The organism is Stenotrophomonas sp. LC732 (assembly GCF_052446685.1).
Lineage (GTDB): Bacteria > Pseudomonadota > Gammaproteobacteria > Xanthomonadales > Xanthomonadaceae > Stenotrophomonas > Stenotrophomonas muris.
Window position 1 is genome coordinate 2422985 of the sequence record NZ_CP199214.1, and the last position, 23503, is coordinate 2446487.

21 protein-coding genes and 4 pseudogenes are annotated in these 23503 nt (G+C 66.0%); 16 read left to right on the forward strand and 9 right to left on the reverse strand.

What is annotated here, in order from left to right; genetic code table 11:
* Positions 1-116 precede the first annotated feature (116 nt).
* The 4 genes and pseudogenes from ACT6SE_RS11625 to ACT6SE_RS11640 form a co-directional block, all read right to left on the reverse strand.
* Positions 117-1258 (reverse strand): IS3-like element ISStma9 family transposase gene (locus ACT6SE_RS11625; RefSeq protein ID WP_087944428.1). Its coding sequence is split into 2 segments (ribosomal slippage): positions 117-1021 and positions 1021-1258, totalling 1143 coding nucleotides; the frame shifts between segments, so codons are not numbered across the junction.
* 64 nt (positions 1259-1322) lie between these two features.
* A pseudogene (locus ACT6SE_RS11630) lies at positions 1323-2162 on the reverse strand (RHS repeat-associated core domain-containing protein); the annotation flags it as partial.
* An 83-nt stretch (positions 2163-2245) separates the two neighbouring features.
* A complete protein-coding gene (locus ACT6SE_RS11635) occupies positions 2246-2581 on the reverse strand; it encodes a DUF6984 family protein (protein ID WP_180834333.1) in 336 nt (111 codons plus the stop codon).
* Between the two features lie 465 nt (positions 2582-3046).
* A pseudogene (locus ACT6SE_RS11640) lies at positions 3047-5098 on the reverse strand (RHS repeat-associated core domain-containing protein); the annotation flags it as partial.
* Here ACT6SE_RS11640 and ACT6SE_RS11645 point away from each other — a divergent pair.
* A pseudogene (locus ACT6SE_RS11645) lies at positions 5028-5570 on the forward strand (alpha/beta fold hydrolase); the annotation flags it as partial. The pseudogenes ACT6SE_RS11640 and ACT6SE_RS11645 sit on opposite strands and share 71 nt — an antisense overlap.
* A 35-nt stretch (positions 5571-5605) precedes the next feature.
* On the opposite strand, the gene ACT6SE_RS11650 reads toward ACT6SE_RS11645, so the two are convergent.
* Complete coding sequence (locus tag ACT6SE_RS11650) at positions 5606-6400, reverse strand: AraC family transcriptional regulator (RefSeq protein WP_033835087.1); 795 nt, start codon at positions 6398-6400, stop codon at positions 5606-5608.
* A 79-nt stretch (positions 6401-6479) separates the two neighbouring features.
* On the opposite strand from ACT6SE_RS11650, the gene ACT6SE_RS11655 reads away from it, so the two are divergent.
* From ACT6SE_RS11655 to ACT6SE_RS11675, 5 genes are all read left to right on the forward strand, one after another.
* Positions 6480-8441, forward strand: a complete 1962-nt coding sequence (locus ACT6SE_RS11655) for an FUSC family protein (protein ID WP_227864601.1) — start codon at positions 6480-6482, stop codon at positions 8439-8441.
* A 4-nt stretch (positions 8442-8445) separates the two neighbouring features.
* On the forward strand, positions 8446-8655 hold the full coding sequence (locus ACT6SE_RS11660; protein ID WP_014647401.1) for a DUF1656 domain-containing protein: 210 nt from the start codon (positions 8446-8448) through the stop codon (positions 8653-8655).
* Between the two features lies 1 nt (position 8656).
* A complete protein-coding gene (locus ACT6SE_RS11665; protein ID WP_046431015.1) occupies positions 8657-9541 on the forward strand; it encodes an efflux RND transporter periplasmic adaptor subunit in 885 nt (294 codons plus the stop codon).
* Positions 9538-10974, forward strand: a complete 1437-nt coding sequence (locus ACT6SE_RS11670) for an efflux transporter outer membrane subunit (RefSeq protein WP_046431017.1) — start codon at positions 9538-9540, stop codon at positions 10972-10974. The genes ACT6SE_RS11665 and ACT6SE_RS11670 overlap by 4 nt, the downstream gene beginning before the upstream one ends.
* Before the next feature lie 133 nt (positions 10975-11107).
* The gene (locus tag ACT6SE_RS11675; RefSeq protein ID WP_046431019.1) at positions 11108-11455 is read left to right on the forward strand and encodes an RcnB family protein; all 348 of its coding nucleotides are present in this window, start codon (positions 11108-11110) and stop codon (positions 11453-11455) included.
* 50 nt (positions 11456-11505) lie between these two features.
* Here ACT6SE_RS11675 and ACT6SE_RS11680 read toward each other — a convergent pair whose 3' ends face one another.
* Together ACT6SE_RS11680 and ACT6SE_RS11685 are read right to left on the reverse strand one after the other, a co-directional pair.
* Positions 11506-11820 carry a hypothetical protein gene (locus ACT6SE_RS11680; RefSeq protein WP_049420791.1) on the reverse strand — a complete coding sequence of 105 codons (315 nt, stop codon included), beginning with the start codon at positions 11818-11820 and terminating at the stop codon, positions 11506-11508.
* A gap of 17 nt (positions 11821-11837) precedes the next feature.
* Positions 11838-12161: a hypothetical protein gene (locus ACT6SE_RS11685; RefSeq protein WP_080342761.1), complete on the reverse strand. Its 324-nt coding sequence runs from the start codon at positions 12159-12161 to the stop codon at positions 11838-11840.
* Between the two features lie 341 nt (positions 12162-12502).
* Between ACT6SE_RS11685 and ACT6SE_RS11690 the strand changes: the two genes are divergently transcribed.
* The 6 genes from ACT6SE_RS11690 to ACT6SE_RS11715 all read left to right on the forward strand — a co-directional run bounded on the left by ACT6SE_RS11690 (position 12503) and on the right by ACT6SE_RS11715 (position 17860).
* The gene (locus tag ACT6SE_RS11690) at positions 12503-12949 is read left to right on the forward strand and encodes a hypothetical protein (protein ID WP_046431050.1); all 447 of its coding nucleotides are present in this window, start codon (positions 12503-12505) and stop codon (positions 12947-12949) included.
* Between the two features lie 35 nt (positions 12950-12984).
* Positions 12985-13515 carry a nuclear transport factor 2 family protein gene (locus tag ACT6SE_RS11695; protein ID WP_046431023.1) on the forward strand — a complete coding sequence of 177 codons (531 nt, stop codon included), beginning with the start codon at positions 12985-12987 and terminating at the stop codon, positions 13513-13515.
* A gap of 104 nt (positions 13516-13619) precedes the next feature.
* The gene (locus ACT6SE_RS11700; protein ID WP_032962486.1) at positions 13620-14294 is read left to right on the forward strand and encodes a response regulator transcription factor; all 675 of its coding nucleotides are present in this window, start codon (positions 13620-13622) and stop codon (positions 14292-14294) included.
* Complete coding sequence (locus ACT6SE_RS11705; RefSeq protein WP_046431025.1) at positions 14291-15544, forward strand: sensor histidine kinase; 1254 nt, start codon at positions 14291-14293, stop codon at positions 15542-15544. The genes ACT6SE_RS11700 and ACT6SE_RS11705 overlap by 4 nt, the downstream gene beginning before the upstream one ends.
* 47 nt (positions 15545-15591) lie before the next feature.
* On the forward strand, positions 15592-15978 hold the full coding sequence (locus tag ACT6SE_RS11710; protein WP_046431027.1) for a diacylglycerol kinase: 387 nt from the start codon (positions 15592-15594) through the stop codon (positions 15976-15978).
* A gap of 73 nt (positions 15979-16051) precedes the next feature.
* Positions 16052-17860 carry a phosphoethanolamine transferase gene (locus ACT6SE_RS11715; protein ID WP_046431029.1) on the forward strand — a complete coding sequence of 603 codons (1809 nt, stop codon included), beginning with the start codon at positions 16052-16054 and terminating at the stop codon, positions 17858-17860.
* On the opposite strand, the gene ACT6SE_RS11720 is transcribed toward ACT6SE_RS11715, so the two are convergent.
* Complete coding sequence (locus ACT6SE_RS11720; RefSeq protein ID WP_033835608.1) at positions 17764-18684, reverse strand: M14 family metallopeptidase; 921 nt, start codon at positions 18682-18684, stop codon at positions 17764-17766. The genes ACT6SE_RS11715 and ACT6SE_RS11720 overlap by 97 nt on opposite strands.
* 146 nt (positions 18685-18830) lie before the next feature.
* Here ACT6SE_RS11720 and ACT6SE_RS11725 point away from each other — a divergent pair, with 146 nt between their 5' ends.
* From ACT6SE_RS11725 to ACT6SE_RS11740, 4 genes are read left to right on the forward strand one after another with little or no spacing between them, the layout of a single operon-like run.
* Positions 18831-19484: a DUF3348 family protein gene (locus ACT6SE_RS11725; protein WP_014647411.1), complete on the forward strand. Its 654-nt coding sequence runs from the start codon at positions 18831-18833 to the stop codon at positions 19482-19484.
* Positions 19485-19494: 10 nt separating this feature from the next.
* Positions 19495-21759, forward strand: coding sequence for a DUF802 domain-containing protein (locus tag ACT6SE_RS11730; protein WP_046431030.1), 2265 nt, complete (start codon positions 19495-19497; stop codon positions 21757-21759).
* Entirely contained in the window at positions 21756-22394 is a 639-nt protein-coding gene (locus ACT6SE_RS11735; RefSeq protein ID WP_005409939.1) for an OmpA family protein, read from the forward strand. Before ACT6SE_RS11730 ends, ACT6SE_RS11735 begins: the two co-directional genes overlap by 4 nt.
* Positions 22384-22767: a DUF2894 domain-containing protein gene (locus ACT6SE_RS11740; RefSeq protein ID WP_046431032.1), complete on the forward strand. Its 384-nt coding sequence runs from the start codon at positions 22384-22386 to the stop codon at positions 22765-22767. The genes ACT6SE_RS11735 and ACT6SE_RS11740 overlap by 11 nt, the downstream gene beginning before the upstream one ends.
* Positions 22768-23017: 250 nt before the next feature.
* Here ACT6SE_RS11740 and ACT6SE_RS11745 read toward each other — a convergent pair.
* Positions 23018-23464 (reverse strand): annotated as a pseudogene (locus tag ACT6SE_RS11745) (REP-associated tyrosine transposase).
* Between the last annotated feature and the right edge of the window lie 39 nt (positions 23465-23503).

Below are 23503 nucleotides of genomic sequence, written 5' to 3' on the forward strand. Positions count from 1 at the left end.
AAATCTCCGCATGACTCGCGCGTCGGACATCTCCGGCCTGCTCACCAGCCTACATTCTTCGGGCAAAGCAAGAACCCCGCTGGTCAGTGAATCGCCCAGGGTTTTCTAGACAGTCGTCAGCCGTTTAGTGCGTACTGCTTCTCGAACTCTACCGGGGACAGCCCGTCGTTGGAACTGTGCCGCCGTTTTGGGTTGTAGAACATCTCGATGTACTGGAAGACGTCGGCCCGTGCCTCGTCGTGATTGCTGTAGATCCTCCGCTTAATACGCTCCCGCTTCAGTAGCTGGAAGAAGCTCTCCATCGCTGCGTTGTCATGGCAGTTTCCTCGTCGACTCATGCTGCACACGATGTCGTGCTCGCGCAGGAAGCTCTGCCAGTCTTCGCTGGTGAACTGGGTTCCCTGGTCGGAGTGAAGCAGAAGCCCGGGGCTTGGCTTGCGCCGCCACACTGCAGCCAATAGCGCCTGCAAAACCAGGTCCGTATGTTGAGTTGGTCGGGTTGCCCATCCAACGACCTGACGCGAAAACAGATCAAGCACTACCGCCAAGTACAGGAAGCCGTCGTACGTGCGGATGTAGGTGATGTCCGTGACCCACGCGCGATTTGGCTCACTGACTTTGAAGCCGCGAGCCAGAACGTTCTTGGCGACTGATCCAACAGGGCCGCTCAATGGGCGTGGTCGCCGACCGTAGCCGACCATTGCCCGCAGCCCCTCGCTCTTCATCAAGCGTGCCACGCGATGACGACTACACGTCTCGCCAAGCTCGCGCAGATCTGTGGTCACTTTGCGGTGGCCATACACAGAGCCGCTTTCCAGCCAGCTGTGCTTGATTAGGCCGAGCAACCGCTGATCGTCCTTGTCGCGAGCGCTTGCCGGCTCTTTTAGCCAGGCGTAGTAGCCACTGCGATGGACGCCAAGCATCCGACACATCGCCGCGAGGCCGAACTCATCTGCGTGTTGCTTCATGAAGGCGTACTTTGCTCTTACCCCTTTGCAAAGTACGCGGCGGCTTTTTTTAGGATGTCTCGCTCTTCAGTGACCCTGCGTAGCTCAGCCTTGAGGCGGCGCACTTCCGCGTTCTGGTCCTGCTCGACACGCCGGCCAACATCGCCTTTGCCTTGTTGCCGCTTCCAGCCGTAAAGACTATGGATCGACACGCCCAGTCGCTCGGCAACCTCCGCTACCGGACGGCCGTACTCAACGATCTGTCGGACCGCCTCGATCTTGAACTCATCGGTGTACCGCTTCGTGCTCATAACCACCTCCGCCTAAGCCATAGTTTATGGCTGCGAGGTGTCTACGGAACCCTGGGCGATTCACCGTCGCCTGCTGGCCCGGGAAACGCAGCGCCAGTTCGAAGGCCACACCATCGCCGTCCGGATCGGCACTTGGGATCTGGTTGCCGAACACTTCGCTCTTGTTGTTCCACTCCCAGATCGACACATTCCGTACCGGATCGATCACCACGCGCGGCGTACCCAGATGATCCGGCTGCACGTAGGCCAGTGCCGGCACGCCGGTAACCGGCACATTGAGCAGCGCCACCGGATAGTTGTCCAACCAGATGGCCTGCTGCTGCGCCTGGCCCGTGGCCGAGTAGTTGCCCAGCCATTGCCCCGCCTCGTCATACAGGGTGATCTGAGCCGCGCCACCGGCCGGGGTACGCAGCACGCGCTCGCCGCGGTGGTTGTAACCGTAGCTTTCCAGCACGGCATCACCTTGCTTCACCGCGTTCATGCGGTTGGCATCGTTGTAGATGAACGACTTGCCGCCGATGCGGGTGGTGTTGCCCACCGCGTCATGGTCGCGCGCTTCGCCGTCCACGGCGGTCAGCCGGTGGCTGGTTGCGGGATAGGTGTAGCTGGCCGTGCCTGCCGAGGTGGTCAGCGCGGTGCGATTGCCGGTGGCGTCATAGGCATAGGTTTCGATCGGCGTGCCGGTCGTACCGTCCTGGGTCTGGGTCAGGCGACCCAGCGTGTCGTAGGCGTACTGGGCCAGCACCGTCGAGCCTGCGCCGTTCTTCAGCTCGGTGATCGAACCGACCGGATCATAGCCGTAGCCCAGCGACAGGCCACCTGCGGCCGGGTCATGCACCGCCTGCGGGCGGTAATCCAGATCCAACGGACGCTACAGCTGGCGGCCGTTGCCGTAGGTCCAACCGATCACCTATTGCTCGGAACATCCTCAGTCCGGGCGCCTCCTTGGATAGCTAAGGAGCGAGGGCGGAAACGTTTAGGCTCTTATTAGCCCGCAGCGGACAGCCTCCTGGGACGAAGGCTAATAACTGGCGAGAAGTCGACTTTCCATACATCCAACTCAAAAAGATCTCCATAATTGTCCAGTGAAAGTGTCACTATAACTTCAACCCCATCCGTGTCGACAAAGGTTTTGCTGGCCAGCTCCTTTCCAAGCAAACGGTCGAGATTGCTTGATTTGAACAGCAGGCTCCCCATCCCGCCATCATCCATCTCCTCAACTTCAATCGCCGCAAGTGAATCAGCAGTGATGCCCGGAAAATCCACACCTTGAAGCATCAATTTCACTAATGATTTTTCAGATTCCGATAAATGCCTGTACATGCATCAATTCCTGGGCGGAGTAATTCTACTTACATTAATGCTTCCATCAGGAAACTTATGGGAGCTGTATTCAATTTTAACACCGTCGACCATCACAGAGCCAGAATATGTTCCAGAGGGGTGATTCGCCCCGATTCGCTCAATATCGGCGGCAATCGCCGCCTTCACACTAACGCTATCCATCCCAGCCTTTTCGACGTGTCGGAAGGCGTGATAAACCTGATTGTCCACTCGGCCAAATGTGAGCAGTATCCGGCCAGCTTTGACTGGCAGTTTCAGGAGCTTAAGAGGGCCAATACAGATCGCCGCCATCGCAATATTGCCCGGCGTTGGGTTCTCACATGCTTCGTAAATGCCTTTGACGTCCCCGACACCTGGAGTCATGTCCGCAACCCATGGAAGCAACATTCTTGCCTGGGACTCATCGAGGGGATTGGCCATCTCCCTTGGGCTTCCGATAACCTGAAGCCCCTGCGGATCGATCGAGAAGGTTGGCCGAGAGCCAACATATGAGAAGGTGGAAATCCCACCCTCCAATCCAATTGGATCACTCTGCGAATACCGCCCCACCGCCGGGTCGTATTCCCGCTGATAGTTGTAGAACAACCCACTCGCATCCGTGGCCTGCTGGCCCGGGAAGCGCAGCGCCAGCTCGAACGCCACTCCATCACCATCCGGGTCGGTACTCGGAATCTGGTTGCCGAACACCTCGCTCTTGTTGCTCCACTCCCAGATCGAGACATTCCGTACCGGATCGATCACCACGCGCGGCGTGCCCAGATGATCCGGCTGCACGTAGGCCAGCTCCGGCACGCCGGTAGCCGGCGTGTTGATCAGTGCCACCGGGTAGTTGTCCAGCCAGATGGCCTGCTGCTGCGCCTGCCCCGTGGCCGAGTAGTTGCCCAGCCACTGCCCCGCCTCGTCGTACAAGGTGATCTGAGCCGCGCCGGCGGCCGCGGAGCGCAACACGCGCTCGCCGCGATGGTTGTAACCGTAGCTTTCCAGCACCGCATTGCCCTGCTTCACCGCGTTCATGCGGTTGGCGTCGTTGTAGGTGAACGTCTTGCTGCCGATGCTGGTGGTATTGCCCACCGCGTCATGGGTGCGCGCCTCGCCATCCACTGCGGTCAGCCAGTGGCTGGTTGCGGGATAGGTGTAGCTGGCGGTGCCTGCCGACGTGGTCAGCGCGGTGCGATTGCCGGTGGCGTCATAGGCATAGGTTTCGATCGGCGTGCCGGTCGTACCGTCCTGGGTCTGGGTCAGGCGACCCAGCGCGTCGTAGGCGTACTTGGCCAGCACCGACGAGCCTGCGCCGTTCTTCAGCTCGGTAATTGAACCGACCGGGTCATAGCCGTAGCCCAGTGACAGGCCGCCCGCGGCCGGGTCATGCACCGCTTGCGGGCGATAGTCCAAGTCCAGCGGACGCTGCAGCTGGCGGCCATTGCCATAGGTCCAGCCCGTCGCCGGGCCGAAGGCCGCGTAGGTCACGTTGTTCACCACGATCTGGCGCGCTTGGCCGGGGCGGGTGAGGCCGATCTGAGTGATGCGGCCCTGGGTATCGCGCACGTAGTCGGCCACGCTGCCGTCGGGGTAGGTCAGCGCGGTCAAGCGACCCGACTTGCTGTAGGCATAGCGCAGGGTGGTGGCCACACCATTGACGGTCTGCACCTTGCGGGTGACCTGGCCGAAACGGTCATGGCAGTACTGGGTGCTGCCATTGGCGTGCAGCACCTGCCCCAGGCGCCCCTTGGCAAAACGCTCGTCGGCGGTACACGCAGCAGGCGCCACGTCATAGCTGTAGCCCACGTCCAGATTGGGGTCCGGGTAGGCGATACCGATCAGGCGGTTGAGTGCATCGTAGTGATAGGTGGCGGTGACGCCACGCGCATCGGTAGCGGTCTTGCGATTGCCGGCGGCGTCCACGGTGAAGCTGCTGGCGCCACTGTCCGGGCTGACTTGCCCGGTCATATCACCGAAACCGTTGTAGGCATAGGTGGTATGCAGGCCCTTCGGGTCGGTGACCTGGGTGACCTGGTCCAGCGCGTTGTACTGGCTGCGGATCTCCGCCGCCACGCCGCCGACATCCTGCAGGGTCTGCGCCAGTCGGTTGAGCGGATCGTACTGCTGGCTGGTCACGCGCTGCAGGGCGTCGGTCACGGTCCGCGGGTTGCCGTTGGCATCGTAGGCAAAGCCGGTAGCGTGATTGCCTGCGTCCTTCAGTGCGGTCAGCTGGCCGAGCGTGTTGAACGTCCGTGCCAGGGTGCGGCGCAGGGTACCGCCTGCATCGAGCGTGTCTTCCTTGAGGCGATTGCCGGCATTGTCCAGCGTGTAGTAAATCGTGTTGCCCGCGTTGTCCTCGATATCGGTCAAGCGCAGCGCCGCATCGTAGACATAGGAAACGCTGCTGCCGTCGGGCTCGGTGATCTGTTGCACCTGGCCGGTCGGCGATGCGCATCTGGCCGACCTCACGGCCGTGATCGATACGCTCGCCCCCGGTCGCCGCGTTGTGCTGGTGGGTCATTCCTATGCCGGCCTACTGGCCACGGAGTTTGCATGCCGCCATCCGGAGCGCCTGCAGGGCCTGGTGCTGGTGGACCCGGCCACGATGGGGCAGCGCCATGCGTTCAAGCAGGCCGACAGTGCCCGCGTGCAGGCAGATGATGCCCAGCTGCGGGCGATGCTGCCGCCAGCCATGGCCGCCGACTACGCCGTGCTGACCGAACAGCTGGATGCACCCGGTGCGGAAACCCCGCGCACGATGCCGGACGTGCCGGTAGCGCTGCTGACTGCAACCCAGCTGGCTGCCGAACCGCTGTTCTTCGAGGAAACCGCAGAGGGCAAGGCACTCTGGAAAGCACAGCACGCCCTGCTCTTTTCGGGATTCACGCGCGGCTCGCACCGCTACCTGGCAACCGGCCACACCCTCCAGCGCGAAGTTCCTGCTGCGGTGGTGGCCGCGATTCAATCGGTCTCCGGCACCTCGAAGTAGCTGTTCCAGGCAGGAGCTTCCCGGGCTGTCCCCGGCTACTGCCCACGCAGGCGCACCGCAAAGTACCGCGCCGGGGAAAGGCCAAGCGCTTTCTTGAACATCGTGATGAAGGCCGTCACCGACTCATAGCCCAGCGTCTCGGAAACGCGTTGTACCGGTGCACCGGCGGCGAGTTCCCGAATGGCGATGAGCAGGTGCAGTTGCTGCCGCCAGCGCCCGAAGGACAGTCCCGTTTCCCGTTCGATGAGGCGGGTCAACGTACGCTCGCCCAGGGCCAGGCGCACGGCCCACTGGCCGATGGTGCTGCGGTCTGACGGATCCGCCGACAGCGCCGCCGCCAGCGCACGCACCTTCGGGTGATGGCTGACCGGCAGCGACAGATGCTCGGCCGGCATCTGTACCAGCTCGTCCAGCAACACCCGCGCCAGCCGGTCGGTGTGGCTGCCATGCGGATAGTCCAGCGGCGCGTCGGCCAGATGCAGGATCATCTCGCGCAGCATCGGCGAGATGGCCAGCGTCACGCACTGCGCCGGCAGGTCGACGATGCCGGGCTCGACGAACAGGTAGCACAGGCGCGCGTTGGCGGTGGCGCGGTTGCTGTGCGGCATGCCGCCCGGAATCCAGACGCCACACTGGGGCGGCACGATCCACAGCGCATTGGCCACTTCGCAGGTCACCGCGCCATGCAGCGCAAGAATGAGCTGACCCTTGCGGTGCTCATGCACCGGAATTTCCGCGTCGTGCTCGGCCACCTGCAGGCGGCTGGCAACCGCCGGGCGATCGGTCTCGTCAGGGTCCAGGTCAAAGCCGGGGAGCGAAATGCGAGCCATTCTCACATTGACCGGTTTTAGCGATTGGTTGTCATTGTAGCGAAATTCGCCGGTGCGGCCGATCACTAGCATGAGCCGCATGCACTCCCCCACTCCTGCCCGTCCCCACGTGTTCCAGGCATTCGCCCGGTTGAAAAGCCCTGCCCTCAGGACCGATCAGGAGGCGGTGCTGTTCTCGCTCAAATGCCTGCTCGCCGCGTCGCTGGGGCTGTATGTCTCCCTGCGGATCGGCCTGAATCGCCCGTTCTGGGTGATCGGCACGGTCTATCTGGTGTCGCAGCCCCTGTCCGGGGCAACACTCAGCCGCGGCCTGTTCCGCCTGCTCGGTACCGTGGGCGGGGCCGTCGCCACCGTCGTGCTGGTGCCACGTTTCGCCAATGCACCCCTGGTGCTGAGCGCCGCGCTCGCCACCTGGATGGCGCTGTGCCTGTACCTGGCGATGCTCGACCGCACGCCGCGTGCCTATGCGTTCCTGCTGGCCGGCTATACCACCAGCCTGATCGGCTTTCCTGCGGTGATGGTGCCGGGAGACGTGTTCACCATTGCCATCACGCGGGTGCAGGAAATCGCCATCGGCATCCTGGCCGCAACGCTGGTACATACGCTGGTGCTGCCGCGCCGGGTCTCGATGCGCGTGCACGCGCGGGTTGCTGCCGTGCTGGATGATGCGGAACGATGGACGCGCGACATGTGCGCCGGTGCATCGGACACGGTGCTGGCGACGGACCGCTCGAAAGTGGCAGCTGACCTGCTCGAACTGCATGTGCTGTCGATCCACCTGCCCTTCGACAGTGCCCAAGGCGTGGCCCAGGTGCAGATCCTGCGTGCCCTGCATGACCGGATGCTGGACGTCCTGATGCTGTCCAGCGCGGTGGAAGATTCCATCGCCCGGCTGCGTTCACCACAGGCCAGCGCAATGGATGCAAGGGGCTGGCGCGATCTGCTGCGGGCCAGCCTGGTCGCGCAACAGGCCGAGCTCGACCTGGCCCACGCCGACTGCCGCGTGCTGCAGGCGCAACTGCACACCGCCCGCCCCGATTGGCGCCGGCATGTACCTGCCCGCCTTGCGCGACATACGCAGGGTGCGGTACTTCACCGGGATCATCGGCTTGCCCTGCGCAGCGCGCTGGGCGCGTTCGTCGGCATCCTGCTGAGCTGCGTGTTGTGGATCGTTACCGGCTGGTCGGAGGGCGCGACGGCGGTGTCCATCATCGGCACGGCGTGCGTGCTGTTCGGCACGATCGAAGCGCCTGCGCCGCATGTCATGCGCTATCTGGTGGGGTCATTGATCGGCGTTGCCGTCGGCCTGCTCTACGGTCTGCTGATCTTCCCCGCGCTGTCCGATGTCGTCGGCCTGATTGCCGCGCTGGCGCCTGCGCTGCTGCTGTGCGGATCGTTCCTGGCCCGGCCTCCCTTCATCATGGCTGCCCTGGGCGTGGTGCTGACGTTTCCGCTCATCGCGGGACTGGGCGCGACCAATACGGTCAACATCGTCGGCGCACTCAACAACAGCGTAGCGTTGTTCGTGGGTACGACAATGGCACTGTGCAGCATGCAGCTGTTCCAGACCGCCGATGCGGGCCGCAACCGCGCACGGCTGGAGCGTTCGATCCGTCGGGATATCGCACGACACGCCGCCGGACAAGGTGGCGTGGCCCGGGCCTGGCTCAGCCGCATGCTGGATCGAATCGGGCTGCTCGCTCCCCGGTTGCGGGGCGGTTCCAGTGCCGCAGACGACCTGCGGGCATTGTTTGCGGACGTGCGTGCGGTACGTGCATCCAACCAACTCCGCGCACTGGACAAGTGCCAGGAAAACCCGCAGGTCCGGGTGCTTCATGCGGCGCTGATCGAACGCGTCGCCGCACATTTCAGGGTTCGTGCCCACGCGCCACGCAGCGTCGACGCCCATCTTCTGGAACTGCTCGACCGCATGCGCGAGGCAGCAGTGGCCAGCAGCGGGGATGATCGTGAGCATCTGTCGCACCTGCTCTGCGGATTGCGCCGCGACCTGCTGGCGCCTGCTCTCACCCTTCGGCACTGACCTCATGTTTTCTGATCTCTCCATTGATGGCGTGCTGATCCCCGGCCTGCTCGCCGTGGCCGCCGCCGCGCTGGCGCTGTCGATGCTGACCTCGCGCCTGCTCGCCAGTCTCGGTCTGTACCGCTTGTTCGCCGCGCGACCACTGGTGGGCCTGTCCCTGTTCGTGATCCTGGCGGAGCTGATGATCCGGCTCTCGCCCCTGCTCGAGAAATGAAATGAAACACCTGCTTGCTGTCATCGGGCGCTGGAGCGCTACGCTGGTTGTATTCGCGATTGCTGTCGTCGCCGCGCTGTCCATCTGGAAGCGTTACGAAACACGCCCGTGGACGCGGGATGGACGGGTCCGCGCCGATGTGGTGCGCGTTGCGTCGGACATGGGGGGGCTGGTCACCCAGGTGCTGGTGCACGACAACCAGCGGGTCAGCGCCGGACAACTGCTGCTGGTGCTGGATCAGCCACGCCTGGCTGCCGCGCTTGAGAAGGCCGACGCAGCGGTCAGCAGCGCACGCGCGACGCTGGCGCTGGCCCGCCGCGAATCGACGCGGGACAACGCACTGGGCAACCTGGTCGCCTCGGAGACACGCGAACGCAATGCGGCCAAGGTCGACACCGAGCTGGCCGCCCTGGCGCAGGCACGGGCCGAACAGCGCGTTGCCCAGCTCAACGTGCAACGCACCGAGGTGCGCGCGAGCACCGACGGCATCGTCACCAACCTGGACCTGCATGCGGGCGATTACCTGCAACCGGGCGCGCAGGCGCTGGCGCTGATCGACACCGGCAGCCTGCGCATCGAGGGCTACTTCGAGGAAACCAAGCTGGGCTGCATCACCGAGGGCGATGCCGCCGTGGCGCGGCTGATGGGCGACACCCGCGATGTCCGCGGACACGTTGACAGCATCGCCGCCGGCATTGCCGACGATCAGCGCTCAAGCACGCACAACCTGCTGCCGGCCGTGGCGCCGACCTATACCTGGGTGAGGCTGGCACAGCGCATCCCGGTACGCATCCGCATCGATGATGCGCCGCCGGATACGCGCCTGATCGTGGGTCGCACTGCGAGTGTGACCATCACGCCCTCGGCACCGGGAGCCTGCAAGTGAGCGTGCGGACAGTACGTGGTGGGCTGCTTGCCCTGTTGCTGCCCCTGACGGCCTGCGTATCCGGCCCCGACTATCACCTGCCTGCGAACGCCATCGCAGCTTCACAACAGGCTGCGCGGGCGTTCGTCTCAGGCCAGGACGCATCGTTCAGCCACGACGCGCCACCGGATCGATGGTGGCACCTGTATGGCGACCCCCAGCTTGACGCCTACGTACGCGAAGCACTGGCGGCCAATACCGACCTGCGCGCCGCCGATGCCAACCTTCGGCGCGCCAGCGCCACCGTGCTGGAGTATCGCGCGCGCGGTGCCGTACAGGCCGACGTGGATGCATCGGGCACGCTCACCCATGCCGGTGGCTACACCCAGGCATCGGCCGCGCCACAGTCGTATGCGCTCGGCCTTCACCTCTCCTATCCACTGGATCTTGCAGGCGGCATCCGCCGCGGCATCGAAGCCGCCAACGCCGACGCGGAGGCGGTTGCTGCGGCACGCGACCAGGTCCGCGTGGTCGTCGCTGCGGCCGTCACCCGTGCCTATCTCCAGGTGTGCACCCGCAATCACACGCTCGCTGCAACCCGGCAGGTGCTGGCGGTGCAGCGCGCCACCCTGGACGCAACCCGACGCCTGGCTGCAGGCGGGCGCGGAACGGACTTCGATGTCAGCCGTGCCGGTGCCGCCGTCAATCGCAGCGCGGCGGCGATACCGCACCTGCTGGCGGAACGGCAGGCCGCACTGTTCGAACTGGCCGCATTGATGGGCAGGCTCCCGGCGGACTATCCCAGGGAGGCCGAAGCCTGCCCCCAGCCCCCTGAGCTGGAGCAGGCGCTGCCGGTCGGTGATGGCTGGCAGCTGCTCCAGCGGCGCCCCGACATACGTGCCGCCGAACGCAGCCTGGCCGCCGCGACTGCAATGATCGGTGTCGAGACGGCGGGTCTCTATCCGCAGATCACCTTGGGCGCCTCTTCGGGCGTGGCCGGCACACCGGCGCATCTGCTGTCGGCCGACGGCTTCGGTGCGGGCATCGGTCCCGTGCTGTCATGGCACTGGCCCAACCGCCGCGTGGCCAAGGCCCGCATCGCGGCGGCCGGCGCCAATGCAGATGCCGCTCTCGCGTCCTTTGACGGCGTCGTGCTGCAGGCTCTGCGGCAGACCGAGACCGCGCTTTCTGCCTGCACGCAGGAGCTTGAACGCGAGCGCAGCCTGGCGCAGGCGCGTGGGGATGCAGCGCGGGCCGCCGGGCAGGCGCAGCAGCTGTACCGTTACGGCAGGATCGATTTCCTCGATGTGCTTTCGGCCCAGGCCGCGCTGGCAGATGCGGAGTCCGCATTGGCTGCATCGCGCGCGGACCGGGTCGACCGCCAGCTGGATCTTTTCCTGTCGTTGGGCGGAGGCTGGGCCGCAACGGATTCGGCCGCGGGCGGTGCCCGGTGACCCGTTCAGGGCAGCGACTGCACGCCGCGCCGTCTGTTCAGGAACGTACCGCCTACACCCGTATTCATTCACTCTGACTGCCCTATATTCCCGCCACAGCGCCGCATGCTGCGGCCATGACGGAGGCATCCCCATGAAGACCACACGTTTGCTTGCCATCGCATTGAGCGCAGCCACCGCGTTGGCCGCGGCCCCCGCCTTCGCCGATCCGCCGCACCACGCCCGAGGCAACGGCCCGCCGCCGCACGCAGGCGGCCCGCACCACCGCGATGCGCCGCCGCCGGGCTGGCAGAAGAAGGCCTGGCGACGTGGCGAGCGCCTGCCGTGGGCCGAAGTGGACCGCCGCTACTGGGTAGACGATTACGCGCGCTATGACCTGCGCGAACCGGGCCGCGACCGGCGCTGGGTGCGCCAGTCCGATAACGAGTACCTGTTGGTGGAGATCGCCACCGGGCTGATCATCGACGCCCTGCATCGCTGAAGCGACCTGCAGCGTCCGCACACGCAGCGATTTACATCGGTGCAGACACCTTACGACCGGGGCCGTCCCGGTCGGCGGTGTCTGCGCCCACGGCGCCCCGCCCGCCTCTGCGGCCCGCCATGCATGCCCTCCCGCAGCGCGATGTACCCGCATATCAGCGCTGCGGCAAAGAGCCCCAGCGCCACCAGTAATTCGAATCCTCGATCACCAAAAAGCAGGCGGATGGAGATCTGCAGTGAGCACAGCTTGCCGCAGCGCAGGCCCTGCTCCTTGAAGCCATGGATGAGCACCAGTACGCCCATCAACGTGCACCACGCCACCAGGGCCAGGCTTGCGATGAAGATGAAAGGACGATGGATACGCATGCGCTTGCTGCGGTCCTCTACGGTGATGTCAGGCGCGACGTTGCGATCACGCGATCGGAAGCATCCAGTTCCACCGACCAGGCTTCGGTATCCAGTCCCAGCCGGTTCTCATACCACCATCGGTGCGCACAGCGACCACTGCATCCACGGCTGGCATAGCGGGTAAAGGGAACACCGGCGTGCTCCACCACGTCAGGGGGCCCCAACGCTCGCAGTACCTCGACCCTGCTCGCCCCGACCGGGACCGAGGCGAGCGCGTGGGAATGCCACGCCGAGATCGCCGAGCAACCGGCCACGTACGCCACGAACAGGCCCGCAAGCCCCCACATCAGTGCCCTCATTGACAGATCCCCTCCTGCGCCGCGCGCCCGCGCATCATCCGCGCAGACTCTCTTCGACGTCAAACCCCAACGACAAGCGGACCTGTTGCGGCTCCCGGCAACCGTGCTAGCGTGCGCCGACCGATGTTTCAGGACGAGCGCAGGGACACCCGTCGATGGCAGGCAAGCGCCGGAAGTGCAGGATCACGCAGGAGCTCGGTCTGGTCGTGAAGCGGTGCGGGCCCAAGGGCAGCGCCATGCCGAATCCAACGACCGGCCCTACGGACTGGAACTGCGAGAGCGGCTCAAGCGCCTGGCGCCGGAAGATCTGGTCAGGCTGCTTCCCGGCGGGGACTACAACGATGATCAGCCCTGAAGGAATGATCCGGCGCGCCATCGTCGTGACGCTCTGCAGTGTGCTGTGCGCCTGCGGCCTGGTGATGGACAGTTCGTTCGACACGCTGCGCGAGGCGCTTGACTCCGACATGGTGAACAAGGGATGGATTCCCGGCTGGGTGCCCCACGAGGCGACCGACCTGCGCGAGGTGCACGACCTCGACTCGAACACCAGCGCGCTGGCCTTCACCAAGCCTCCTGCGATACCACTGCGGCTGCCTGCGGATTGCCAGGCAACGACATTCAGTCACAGCGATCCTGTTGCGTTCGATCGATACTGGTGGCCGGGCGACGGGACGCTCAAGTCGTCGTATCGCGTCTTTCGCTGCGCGCCCGAATCCGGAAAATCAGTCTTCGTCGCCATCAACAGGACCGAAGACCACGTGCTCTTCTGGCGAACCTACGCGCGGTGATGCGCCCGCGCCACCCTATTTCTCCCCAGGACCCCATGATGCCCAACGCACGTGCACGCTTCGTCGCCCTCGCCCTGTTGCTCCCGGCGTGGCTGCCGGCCTACGCCACGCAGAATGCCCCCGCCGACGTCAAGGCGATCGAACAGGTGGTCGAAGCGTTCCGCACCTCGCTGATCAACAAGGACAAGCCGACCTACATGGGCCTGTTCTTCTCTGACAAACCGGAAGACATCGGCTGGCAGTTCGTTTCCGAGGATGTGCGCCTGCAGGACATCCGCAAGGCCAAGCCCGATGCGATCAAGGCACGGCAGATTCCCGCCAACAACTTCATCGCGCTGATCGACGGGGCGATGGCCTCGCCGAAGCCGAAGGAGGAGAAGTTCTCCAACACGAAGATCGAAACGGACAGCGATGTGGCCTCGGTCTCGTTTGACTACAGCTTCCACGACGATGGGGTGAAGACCAACTGGGGCAAGGAAATGTGGCAGCTGGTCCGCACCGAGCAGGGCTGGAAGATCTTCTCGGTGATCTACTCGATCCGCGATTCACGCAGCCCGGCCGATTGAACGTCGCTTGACCGGGCCGAACCCAGGCCGCGATCCATTCAGCAAGGGCATTGGCATTCGGCCATCGATCGGGCAGAGTTCGGCCACGCGCAAGGACGCATGCCATGACCCGCCTGCTGATCATCGAAGACAACCCCGAGCTGGTTGCCAACCTGTATGCCTTCTTTGAACCGCTCGGCTACGTGCTGGACGACGCGCGCGACGGCGCCAGTGGCCTGCGCCGGGCCACGCAGCACGACTACGACGCCATCCTGCTGGACCTGATGCTGCCGCGCCTGGACGGCATGACGCTGTGCCAGAAGCTGCGCCAGGAGTTCCAGAACCCGGTGCCGATCCTGATGCTGACCGCACGCGATCCGGTCGAAGACCGTGTGCAGGGCCTGGCCCTGGGCGCGGATGACTACCTGGTCAAACCGTTCTCGCTGACGGAACTGGATGCACGGATCAAGGCCCTCGTACGAAGGGCACAGGGGCGCCAGGTCCAGAGCGTGCTGGCGTGGAAGGACCTGCAGGTGGACACGCGCTCGCCACAGGCCTGGCGGCAAGGCCGCTGCATTGCGCTGACGCCCACGTCGCACAAGCTGCTGATGTGCCTGGTGCGTGCAGCTCCCGCAGTGGTGCGCAAGCAGGAGATGGAATATCTGGTCTGGGGCGACGAGCCACCGGACAGCGGCGCGCTGCGAACCCACATCCATGAGCTGCGCCTGCAGGTGGACCGCAGCTTCGACACCGCGCTGATCACCACGGTGCACAGCGTCGGCTGGCGCATGCAGGCGTGAGCCCTGCCTCCCTCTACCGCCGCCTGAGCCTGCGCACGCGCATCACGATCTCGTTCGTGCTGTTGATGGCCGGTGCCATGGGCTTCATCGTACTGGCCGAACAGGTCGACTACGACCAGGTCCGGGCTGCTGTCGTCGCACGGACCCAGCACGGCGAAGTGCAAAGGCTGCAGGCCGCGCTGGATCGTGGCCAACACCCCGCCCTGCCACCAGGGACCCAGCTGTTCGATGCCCAGGACGTGCCATTCGTACTGCGCCAGTACGGCCCGGGCTACCACGGCGAAGAGGCGCCCAACGAGTGGCACCTGCGTGTGTTCGACAGTCGTGGCCAACGTTACTACCTGCTGCAGGACGCTGCACCCTATGGCTATCTGGAACACCTGATCAATGCCTTTGCGGCACTGGTCATTTCGGTCTGCGTGCTCGGCGCCTTCCTCATCGGCCGCAAGGTCGCTACCCACGTCATCGCGCCCATCACACGATTGGCCGATGCGGTGCAGGACGGCCACAAGCCCTTTCCCTACCAGGACGCACGCGACGAGATCGGCGTGCTCGCGCGCGCCTTTGCCCGCCATAGTGACGAGCTCGAACGGTTCCTGCATCGCGAGCAGTGCTTCAGCGGCGATGCCAGCCACGAGCTGCGCACGCCCTTGGCCATCATCGGCGGTGCTGCCGAAACGCTGGCCTGCCAGCTTCCGGCCGACAGCCACCTGGTTCCCAGCGCGGCACGCATCCTGCGTACCACCCAGGAGATGCAGCGCCAGCTGACCTGCCTGCTGCTGCTCTCGCGCGCCCCCGGCGCCGTGCCGCGCAACGCGGTGGCCCTGCGTCCGCTGCTCGAATCCTGCATGGAACGCTGCCAGCCCTGGCTTTCCGGCAAGCCGGTGACCGTTGCGTTTGATGCCCGGCATGACCCCGTGCTGGTCACCAACGCGGATCTGGCGCACAGCATCATCTGGAATCTGCTGCGCAATGCCTGCCAGTACACCGAAAGCGGCGAAGTGCGGATCACCCTCCACGACACCGCACTCATCGTCGCTGACACCGGACCCGGCCTGCCGTCCAGCATCGACCCACGGCAGTTCCAGCGCTTCGTGGCCGGTGGCGCGCACAGCGGCGAGGGGCTGGGGTTGTCGATCGTGCAGCGCGTCGTCGAGCACCTGGGCTGGACGATGACCGTGCAATCCTCCGGGCAGGGGTGCCGGTTCACCCTGCGCTGGCCCCGCCCCCCGCATCTGACGGATTCCTGACATCGGGCTGCACATGCTCCGGGCTGCTCCCCCGCTCTGGAGACGGCATGCAGCACCCCAAGGACAGCGGCAAGTACCCGCACGGCAAGACCGGATTGAGCCGCATCTTCCACACCCTCATCCATTCGCGCGATGGCTTCATCGCCACCTTTCGCGGCGAGGCGGCGTTCCGCCAGTTGTTGCTGCTGCACGCGCTGCTGATGGCGGCTGCGTTCGTGCTGGACATCAGCACGGTCGAGCGGGCACTGGTGCTGGCGGTCTGCTTCATCAGCCTGCTGGTGGAACTGCTCAACTCGGCGATTGAAGCCGTGGTTGATCGCATCTCGCTGGAGAAGCATCCGCTGTCCAAGAACGCCAAGGACATGAGCAGCGCCGCGCAGACCACCGCGTTGTTGATGGTGGGTGCGGTGTGGGGCGTGATCCTGCTGGGCTAGCCCGGCAATCCTGACAACTTCCTGATAAGGCCGTTTCGATACTGCGCGCACTCCTGTTCCGCGGAACCTGCTCGTGCGTCAATGCCTCCGTTTCCCGCGGTCCCATCCAATCGTTCTGGTCTGGGCCGCCGCACTGTTCTTCGCCACGATTGGAAACCTCGCCCTCTGGAAGACGCTGTGGGGGCTGATCGATCTCAACAGCCTGCGCAGCATGCTGTTCCTGGCCAGCCTGCCGCCGCTGCTGTTCTGCCTGTTCAACCTGCTGCTGACGCCACTGCTGGCACTGCCATTCCTGCGCAGGCCGCTGCTGGTGCTGCTCGTTGTCGTCAGCGCCGCGTGCAGCCACTTCATGCTGCACTACAACGTGCTGATCGATCGCAGCATGGTGCAGAACGTGTTCGAGACCAATCAGGCCGAACTGAACGCCTATCTGTCGCTGCCGCTGCTGTTGACCCTGCTGGCGCTGGGCGTGCTGCCCGCTGCCGGGCTCGCCCTGGTGCGCACCACCAGCGGGGCCGGTTCGATACGTTCGCTGCTGGTGTGGCCGGCCAACGTCCTGGCGTCGCTTGTGGTGCTGCTGGTGATCGGCTTTGCGTTCTACAAGGACTACTCCTCGCTGCTGCGCAATAACCGCTACATCCGCGACCAGGTACTGCCGTTGAACGTGGTGCGCCATACCCACGGCTATCTGAAAAGCCTCTACAGCACCCGCCAGCAACCGTTGCGCCCGATCGGCACGGACGCGCGGCGCGTTCCGGGCCCGCGCCCGAAGCTGGTGGTCATGGTCGTCGGCGAGACCGCTCGTTCACAGAACGTCCAGCTCAACGGCTACCCACGCCCGACCAATCCCCGGCTCTCGCGCAAGGAAGGCGTCATCAGCTTCAGTGATGTTTCCTCATGCGGAACCGCAACAGCGATCTCGGTGCCCTGCATGTTCTCGCAGATGACCCGCCAGCAATACGACGACGTCCGCGCGGCGACCGAGGAGAACGTGCTCGACATCCTGCAGCGTACCGGCGTCGGCGTGCTCTGGCGCAACAACAACAATGGCGGCTGCAAGGGCGTGTGCGAGCGCGTGCCGACCGAGGACATGCCCGCACTCAAGGTGGCCGGCCAGTGCGTCAACGCCGACGGCACCTGCTACGACGACGTGCTGCTGCATCGGCTCGGCGCACGCATCGACGCCATCCATGGCGATGCCCTGGTCGTGCTGCATCAACTCGGCAGCCATGGACCGACCTACTTTGAACGGTATCCCGCAGCGTCGCGGGCCTTCAGCCCGACCTGCGACAGCAACCAGATCCAGCACTGCAGCAACGAGGCACTGGTCAACACCTATGACAACACCCTGGTGCATACCGACCAGGTGCTGGCGGAGACCATCGACCTGCTGCAGGGCTATTCGGACCACCGCGACGTTGCGCTGATCTATGTCTCCGACCATGGTGAGTCGCTCGGCGAACGCGGCATGTACCTTCACGGCACGCCCTACTTCATCGCCCCGCGCGAACAGACCCAGGTGCCGATGGTGATGTGGTTCTCAACGGAGTTCAGCCGCAACGCGGGCCTGGACATGCCCTGCCTGCGTGGGAATGCGCTGCGCCGCGCCTACAGCCACGACAATGTCTTCCATTCCCTGCTGGGCCTGTTCGGTGTCAGCAGCAGCGTGTACCAGCACGAGCTGGATGTCTTCGCCGGCTGCCGGGCGACGACCGGCGCGCCGCTCGCCACCGCGCCGGCCAAGCGGCACCGGCTGATGCCGGTCACCGCCCGGAACGTGGCGCGTTACTGTGCGGCCAGGGCGAAATCCAGGCCGGCGCATACCGCCGCCACCTGGGCGTCGTTGCATTCCTGCGGGTTGGTGCGCGGGCTGTCCGGGTAGACCTCGGTGGTGGTGGCAAAGCGTGCATCGGTGAAGCCGGCGCAGGCACCAATCGAACGCGATTCGCCCCAGACCACGCCCGGCGACTGCAACGGCAGGCCGACCAGGTTGCCCTCGGCGTCGGCCGGGGCGATATGGGTGACCGGGGCGACGGCGGCGATCAGGGCCTTCTGGAACTCGGCCTGCGGATCCTCGCTGTTGCCGATCACGTAGAAGCCGTCCGGAATGGTGTCGCGCTCGAACGGCTTGCCGTCGCGGGCGCAGCGGGCCGGATCGAACTCGTGCAGGTCGCTGTCGGTGGTCTCGTGCAGGTCCAGGTGCACCAGCAGGTTCGGCTTGCGCTCGGCCACCCAGCGCATCAGCGCGGCGGCTTCCTCGATCTGGCCGCCGTCACGGAAGCTGCGGTTCGGGTCGACGGCATCCGGGTTCCAGCGCTGGATGCGCTCGTAGCCCCATGGGCTGACGCACGGCGCCACGATCAGGTTCAGCCGGCCCAGGTAGCGCTCGGCCTGCTGTTCCAGGAACTGCAGGGCGCCATGCACGCCACTGGTCTCATAGCCGTGCACGCCGCCGGTGATCAGCGCGGTCGGCAGCGCCGGGTTCCAGTCGTGGTTGACCACGGCGAACAGCGGGTAATGGTCCGGCGCGTAGTCCAGCTGACCGTACTGGATCACATCGAAGCTGTCGTCCAGGCGTTCAAGCGCGGCCACCACATCGTCGTGGTAGCTGCGCTGGCGCTGCTGGCGGGCCCGCCACTGTGCGCGTTCCGCGTCGCCCCAGGGCTGTCCGGGGGTGCCGATCGGGTAGAACTGCGCAACAGTCATTGGGGAACTCCAGGGGTCGAACGGATGGGTGCAGCCGGACATTCTAAGCCTTGTCGCGCCTGCGGGGCCCCTCCCCCCGGCCCCGCCTTCATCCAGGCCGGGTCATCTGGTTGTAAAATCAACGGTTTTTGGCCCCTCACCCCTTGATGGCGAACGCAGCGCAGCCGGTCCTGGGTGGACCGGAGTTCCTCCGCCTGCTCGCCCGTCTCAGCGACGGCGCGATGCCGGCCACCAGTCCCGCCCTGACCGATCGCCTCGGCCAGTGGGTGGACTGGAGCCGCGCCGTGGCCCTGTCCGGGGCGCTCGGCGGACGCCTGCCCGAGCCCGGTGAAGCCGCCGAAGCGCTCGAGGATGTGCTGGCCGACTGCGCGCAGGCGCACGCCAGCCTGCTGGCCTCGATCAGTGAGGATGCCGAAGCCGAGCGCCTGCTGGACCTGGCCGAAGCCGCCGCTGTACCCAACTTCGCCTCGCTGCGCCAGCGCTATCGGGTGCTGCAGCAGGCCATCCAGACGGCCACCGGGCGCCTGCGCGGCCGCCTGCGCGACCAGCTGGTGCAGGTTTCACCCGAGCTGGCGCGGCTGGCCGAGGTCGATGCGGTGATGGAACAGACCCTCACCCCGCGCGAGCACAGCCTGCTGGCCACGGCGCCGGCGGTGCTCGGCGCCCGTTTTGAACGCGTGCACGGCCAGCCCGGCTGGCGCGCGGCCTTCCGCCATGACATGCGCACCCTGCTGCTCGCCGAGCTGCAGCTGCGCTTCCACCCGATCGAAGGGCTGCAAGACGCCCTGCGCTCCCACTGACCGGAACACCATGTCCAGAACTGTTTTCCATGTCGTTGTTTTCCTTGTCGGCCTGCTGGCCGTGTGCTGGATCGGCATTGGCTACGTTTCGGTGCATCCGCTGGGTGCAGCGGTGGCGGCGATCATCGCGGCCTGCTACGTCGCCGGTGGCGTGGAGCTGTATCGCTACCGCCAGGCCAGCAACGGCCTGCGCAGCGCGCTGAACGACCTGTCCAGCGCGAAGGAAAGCCTCGCCGCCTGGCTGGAACGCGTGCCGCTGGGCCTGCGCAACGCCGTGCGCCTGCGCGTGGAAGGCGAGCGCACCGCCCTGCCCGCACCGGTGCTGACCCCATACCTGGTTGGCCTGCTGGTGCTGCTGGGCATGCTCGGCACCCTGCTGGGCATGATGGACACGCTGCGTGGCACCGGCCTGGCGCTGCAGAGTGCGACCGACATGGCCGCGATCCGCGGCTCGCTGGCCTCGCCGGTGCAGGGCCTGGCGGTGGCATTCGGTACCTCGATCGCCGGTGTGGCCAGCTCGGCCATGCTCGGCCTGCTGGCGGCATTGCTGCGTCGTGACCGCCTGCAGGCCGTGCAGCAGCTGGACCGCGCCATTGCCGGCGACCTGCATCCGTACTCGCAGGCCTGGCAGCGCGCCGAATCGCTGCGCCTGCTGCAGGCACAGTCTGCGGCGCTGCCGGCGCTGGTCGACCGCCTGCAGGCGATGACCAGCACTTTTGAACAGCACAGTGCGGCCGCCAATGAGCGCCTGCTGGCCGGCCAGGCCGAGTTCCTGACCCAGAGCCAGGCCCTGCAGGAACGCCTGGCCGTCTCGCTGCAGCAGTCGCTGCGCGAAGGTGCCGAAGCCAGCGCCGCCGCCATCGGTGGTGCGCTGCAGCCGATGGCCGAAACCACCCTGGCTGGCCTGGCCCATCACGGCGAAGCACTGCATGCCCGCGTCGAGCAGGCCGTGCAGCAGCAGCTGGCCGGCCTGAGCGAGGGTTTCGAGCGCAGCCGCGTCGCCACCGAGGCCAGCTGGGCCAAGGTGGTGAGCGAGCAGACCCAGGCACAACAGGCGCTGGTCAGTGATCTGCGCCAGCACCTGCAGGCCTTCAGCGATGGCCAGGGCACGCACGCCGAAGCACTGGTCGCGCGTATCGGCGAGCGCCTGCAGGCCGATGCCCGCGGCAATGCCGAGGCATGGCGCGCCGCCGCCGAACAGCAGCAGGCACTCAACAGCGCGCTGGTCGAACGCCAGCAGCAGGCGTTGCTGGCCTCCAGCGAGCATCTGGACGCGCGCGCGCAGGCGCTGCTACAGGCGCTGGAGCAGCACCACAGCACCAGCCAGGCGCTGCTGCAGGACCACGAACTGCAGCGTTCGCAGCAGTGGCAGGCCGCGCAGGCCGCTGCCGCGGCCGCGCACGCCGAACTGCAGGCTGGCCTGGACAGCCGCGAGCAGCAGCGCCAGGCGCGCTGGGACGCGATCAACGCCGAGCTGCAGCAGGCCCACGCCGCGCTGCAGGCGCAGCTGCAGGCCGGCGACGAACAGCGCCTGCAGCGCTGGAGCGAAGCCTTGCAGCACGTTTCCAGCGACCTGACCGAGCGCCTGCAGGCCAACGGCGAACGCCTGGCCGCGCAGCAGCAGCAGGTCTGCGACACGCTGGCGGCCACCGCACAGCAAATCGGCGAGAACGGTCGCGCGCAGGCCAGCGCCACGCTGGCTGAGGTGTCTACCCTGCTGCAGACCGCCGCGGCCGCTCCGAAGGCTGCTGCCGACGTCATCAACGAGCTGCGCAGCACGCTGTCCGAGAGCCTGGTGCGTGACAACGCGATGCTGGAAGAGCGCGGCCGCCTGCTGGCCACCGTGCAGACCCTGCTGGATGCGATCAATCACGCTTCGCACGAGCAGCGCACCGCTGTGGACGCACTGGTCGGTGGCTCGGCCGAGCTGCTGGAGCGGGTTGGCAATCGCTTCACCGACCATATCGCCGCAGAGACCGGCAAGCTGGATGGCATTGCCGCAGCGCTCAACGGCAGCGCTGCCGAAGTGGGCCAGCTGGCCGGCACGTTCGGCGAAGCGGTCGCGCAGTTCGGCAGTGCCGCCACCGAGTTGTCCGGCCGCCTGGAACAGATCGGCGGCGCACTGGATGCCTCGCTGGCCCGCAGCGACGAGCAGCTGGCCTACTACGTAGCCCAGGCGCGCGAGGTGGTCGACCTCAGCCTGCTGTCGCAGAAGCAGGTGATGGAAGAACTGCAGCAGCTGGCCGCGCGCCGCGGCAAGGCCGGCAGCGCATGAGCGACGAGCTGGAGGTCGACGGCGGTTCGCATGCCCCGATCTGGGCCGCCTTCGGCGACCTGATGTCGGTGCTGCTGGGCGCGTTCGTGCTGATACTGGTCGGTGTGGTCGCCGTGCAGCTGGAGCTGTCGCAGCGACTGGACCAGGAAGTGAAACAGCGCCAGGCCGAAGCCAAGCGCCTGCAGACGCTGGAGCAAGCGTTGGCTGGACCGCTGGCGGCCGGCCGCGTGACGCTGGTGGATGGCCGCATCGGCATCAGCGGCAGCGTGCTGTTCGCGCTGAACTCCGACCAGCTGCAGCCGGAAGGCCAGGAGCTGCTGCGCAGCCTGGCCGCACCGCTGGCCGCCTACCTGGGCAGCCGCGAAGAGATCCTGATGGTCAGCGGCTTCACCGATGACGCGCCGGTACGCGAAGGCAACCGGCGTTTCGCCGACAACTGGGAGCTGTCGGCGCAGCGCTCGCTGACCGTGACCCGCACCCTGATCGCCGATGGCGTACCGGCGGACGCCGTGTTCGCCGCCGCGTTCGGCAGCGAGCAGCCGGTCAGTTCCAATGCCAACGAGGAAGGCCGCGCACGCAACCGTCGCGTAGAGATCGCGCCGATTCCCAAGCCCAAGGCCCCGGATGCCAAGTAAGTCGCCAGCGCTCGAAGGCCTGCGCGCACTGGTGCGCGACCTTGATGCAGGGTCGCGCTCGCTGCCGCATTACCCGCAGGTGCCGATGCTGCAGCAGGTGCAGCGCGAGTGGACGGAGCTGCGCAGCGAACTGCAGGTGCGCCGCTCCCTGCGCGCCGAGGCCCCGGCTGACGGCGGCCCGCTGAACTCGGCGGTGCTGGTGCAGCGCATGCTGGACACGATGCAGGCCACCAGCCCCGGCTACCTGCGTCACTTCATCGACTACGTGGACATCTTGTCCTGGCTGCAGGCACTGCAGGATGGCGCCGCCAGCGGTGCGGATAACGCAAAGCCGAAGCGCACGCGCAAGCCGCGCCAGACGCCGAAGGAGTAGCGCCGGCTGCTGGCCGGCAGCTACGCATCTCCGCGCGGGTCATGTGGTTGCCGGCCAGCGGCCGGCACTACCATCGCGGGTGCGCTGTGCGCCGGAACACGATCTGCGCTGCGCTTCGGTTCTGCCGTGGTACTGCCGGCCGCTGGCCGGCATCAAACCGGACCGACCACGGCCGAAGCGCACTCAAGCGGCGCCGAACAGCGAATGGCCGCGCTGAACATTGACTGGTAGTGCCGGCCGCTGGCCGGCATCACACCCAGACCGACCACGCATGCGGATACTCGCCAATCTGCCCAGCAAGACCGGCGCGTACCGGATTCCCCAGGATGTACAGCGCTTGCCGCGCCATCGACTCCTCGGCCCTCACGGCATGATCGAAGTAGCCGGGCTGCCACACCGTACTTCAACGGCCCGCCAAGCGATTCAGGGCAAGCGCGCTCGACGATTTCATCCGGCGTGCGATGTCTGGAAGGTCAGCTGCGCGCAGCTCGAACATCCAGTGGACGTGATCCGGCATGACGACCCATGCGTGTGACCGTACGAGCCCGCGCTGTTCGATGTAATCGAACTGGTCGATCACACATGCTGCTGCAGCTTTGCTTTCAAAGAGGCGGCGGCGCTGATGCGTGGTAGTTGTCAGAACGTAGACCTGGCCGATGATCGAGTGACGGCCCAGGCGGAGGCGATGGCTGCTCATGCCCCATGGTGGGTCGATCATTGCGCGTTGGCTGTCGGG

What these genes read in the sequence shown, in the direction of transcription:
- ACT6SE_RS11695 (WP_046431023.1), top strand. Translation starts at nt 12,985, where the DNA reads ATGATGCCCAACGCACGTGCACGCTTCGTCGCCCTCGCCCTGTTGCTC.
- ACT6SE_RS11680 (WP_049420791.1), bottom strand. Translation starts at nt 11,820, where the DNA reads ATGCGTATCCATCGTCCTTTCATCTTCATCGCAAGCCTGGCCCTGGTG.
- ACT6SE_RS11710 (WP_046431027.1), top strand. Translation starts at nt 15,592, where the DNA reads ATGCAGCACCCCAAGGACAGCGGCAAGTACCCGCACGGCAAGACCGGA.
- ACT6SE_RS11730 (WP_046431030.1), top strand. Translation starts at nt 19,495, where the DNA reads ATGTCCAGAACTGTTTTCCATGTCGTTGTTTTCCTTGTCGGCCTGCTG.
- ACT6SE_RS11720 (WP_033835608.1), bottom strand. Translation starts at nt 18,684, where the DNA reads ATGACTGTTGCGCAGTTCTACCCGATCGGCACCCCCGGACAGCCCTGG.
- ACT6SE_RS11740 (WP_046431032.1), top strand. Translation starts at nt 22,384, where the DNA reads ATGCCAAGTAAGTCGCCAGCGCTCGAAGGCCTGCGCGCACTGGTGCGC.
- ACT6SE_RS11650 (WP_033835087.1), bottom strand. Translation starts at nt 6,400, where the DNA reads ATGGCTCGCATTTCGCTCCCCGGCTTTGACCTGGACCCTGACGAGACC.
- ACT6SE_RS11675 (WP_046431019.1), top strand. Translation starts at nt 11,108, where the DNA reads ATGAAGACCACACGTTTGCTTGCCATCGCATTGAGCGCAGCCACCGCG.
- ACT6SE_RS11660 (WP_014647401.1), top strand. Translation starts at nt 8,446, where the DNA reads ATGTTTTCTGATCTCTCCATTGATGGCGTGCTGATCCCCGGCCTGCTC.
- ACT6SE_RS11685 (WP_080342761.1), bottom strand. Translation starts at nt 12,161, where the DNA reads ATGAGGGCACTGATGTGGGGGCTTGCGGGCCTGTTCGTGGCGTACGTG.
- ACT6SE_RS11635 (WP_180834333.1), bottom strand. Translation starts at nt 2,581, where the DNA reads ATGTACAGGCATTTATCGGAATCTGAAAAATCATTAGTGAAATTGATG.
- ACT6SE_RS11690 (WP_046431050.1), top strand. Translation starts at nt 12,503, where the DNA reads ATGATCAGCCCTGAAGGAATGATCCGGCGCGCCATCGTCGTGACGCTC.
- ACT6SE_RS11725 (WP_014647411.1), top strand. Translation starts at nt 18,831, where the DNA reads ATGGCGAACGCAGCGCAGCCGGTCCTGGGTGGACCGGAGTTCCTCCGC.
- ACT6SE_RS11665 (WP_046431015.1), top strand. Translation starts at nt 8,657, where the DNA reads ATGAAACACCTGCTTGCTGTCATCGGGCGCTGGAGCGCTACGCTGGTT.
- ACT6SE_RS11655 (WP_227864601.1), top strand. Translation starts at nt 6,480, where the DNA reads ATGCACTCCCCCACTCCTGCCCGTCCCCACGTGTTCCAGGCATTCGCC.
- ACT6SE_RS11735 (WP_005409939.1), top strand. Translation starts at nt 21,756, where the DNA reads ATGAGCGACGAGCTGGAGGTCGACGGCGGTTCGCATGCCCCGATCTGG.
- ACT6SE_RS11700 (WP_032962486.1), top strand. Translation starts at nt 13,620, where the DNA reads ATGACCCGCCTGCTGATCATCGAAGACAACCCCGAGCTGGTTGCCAAC.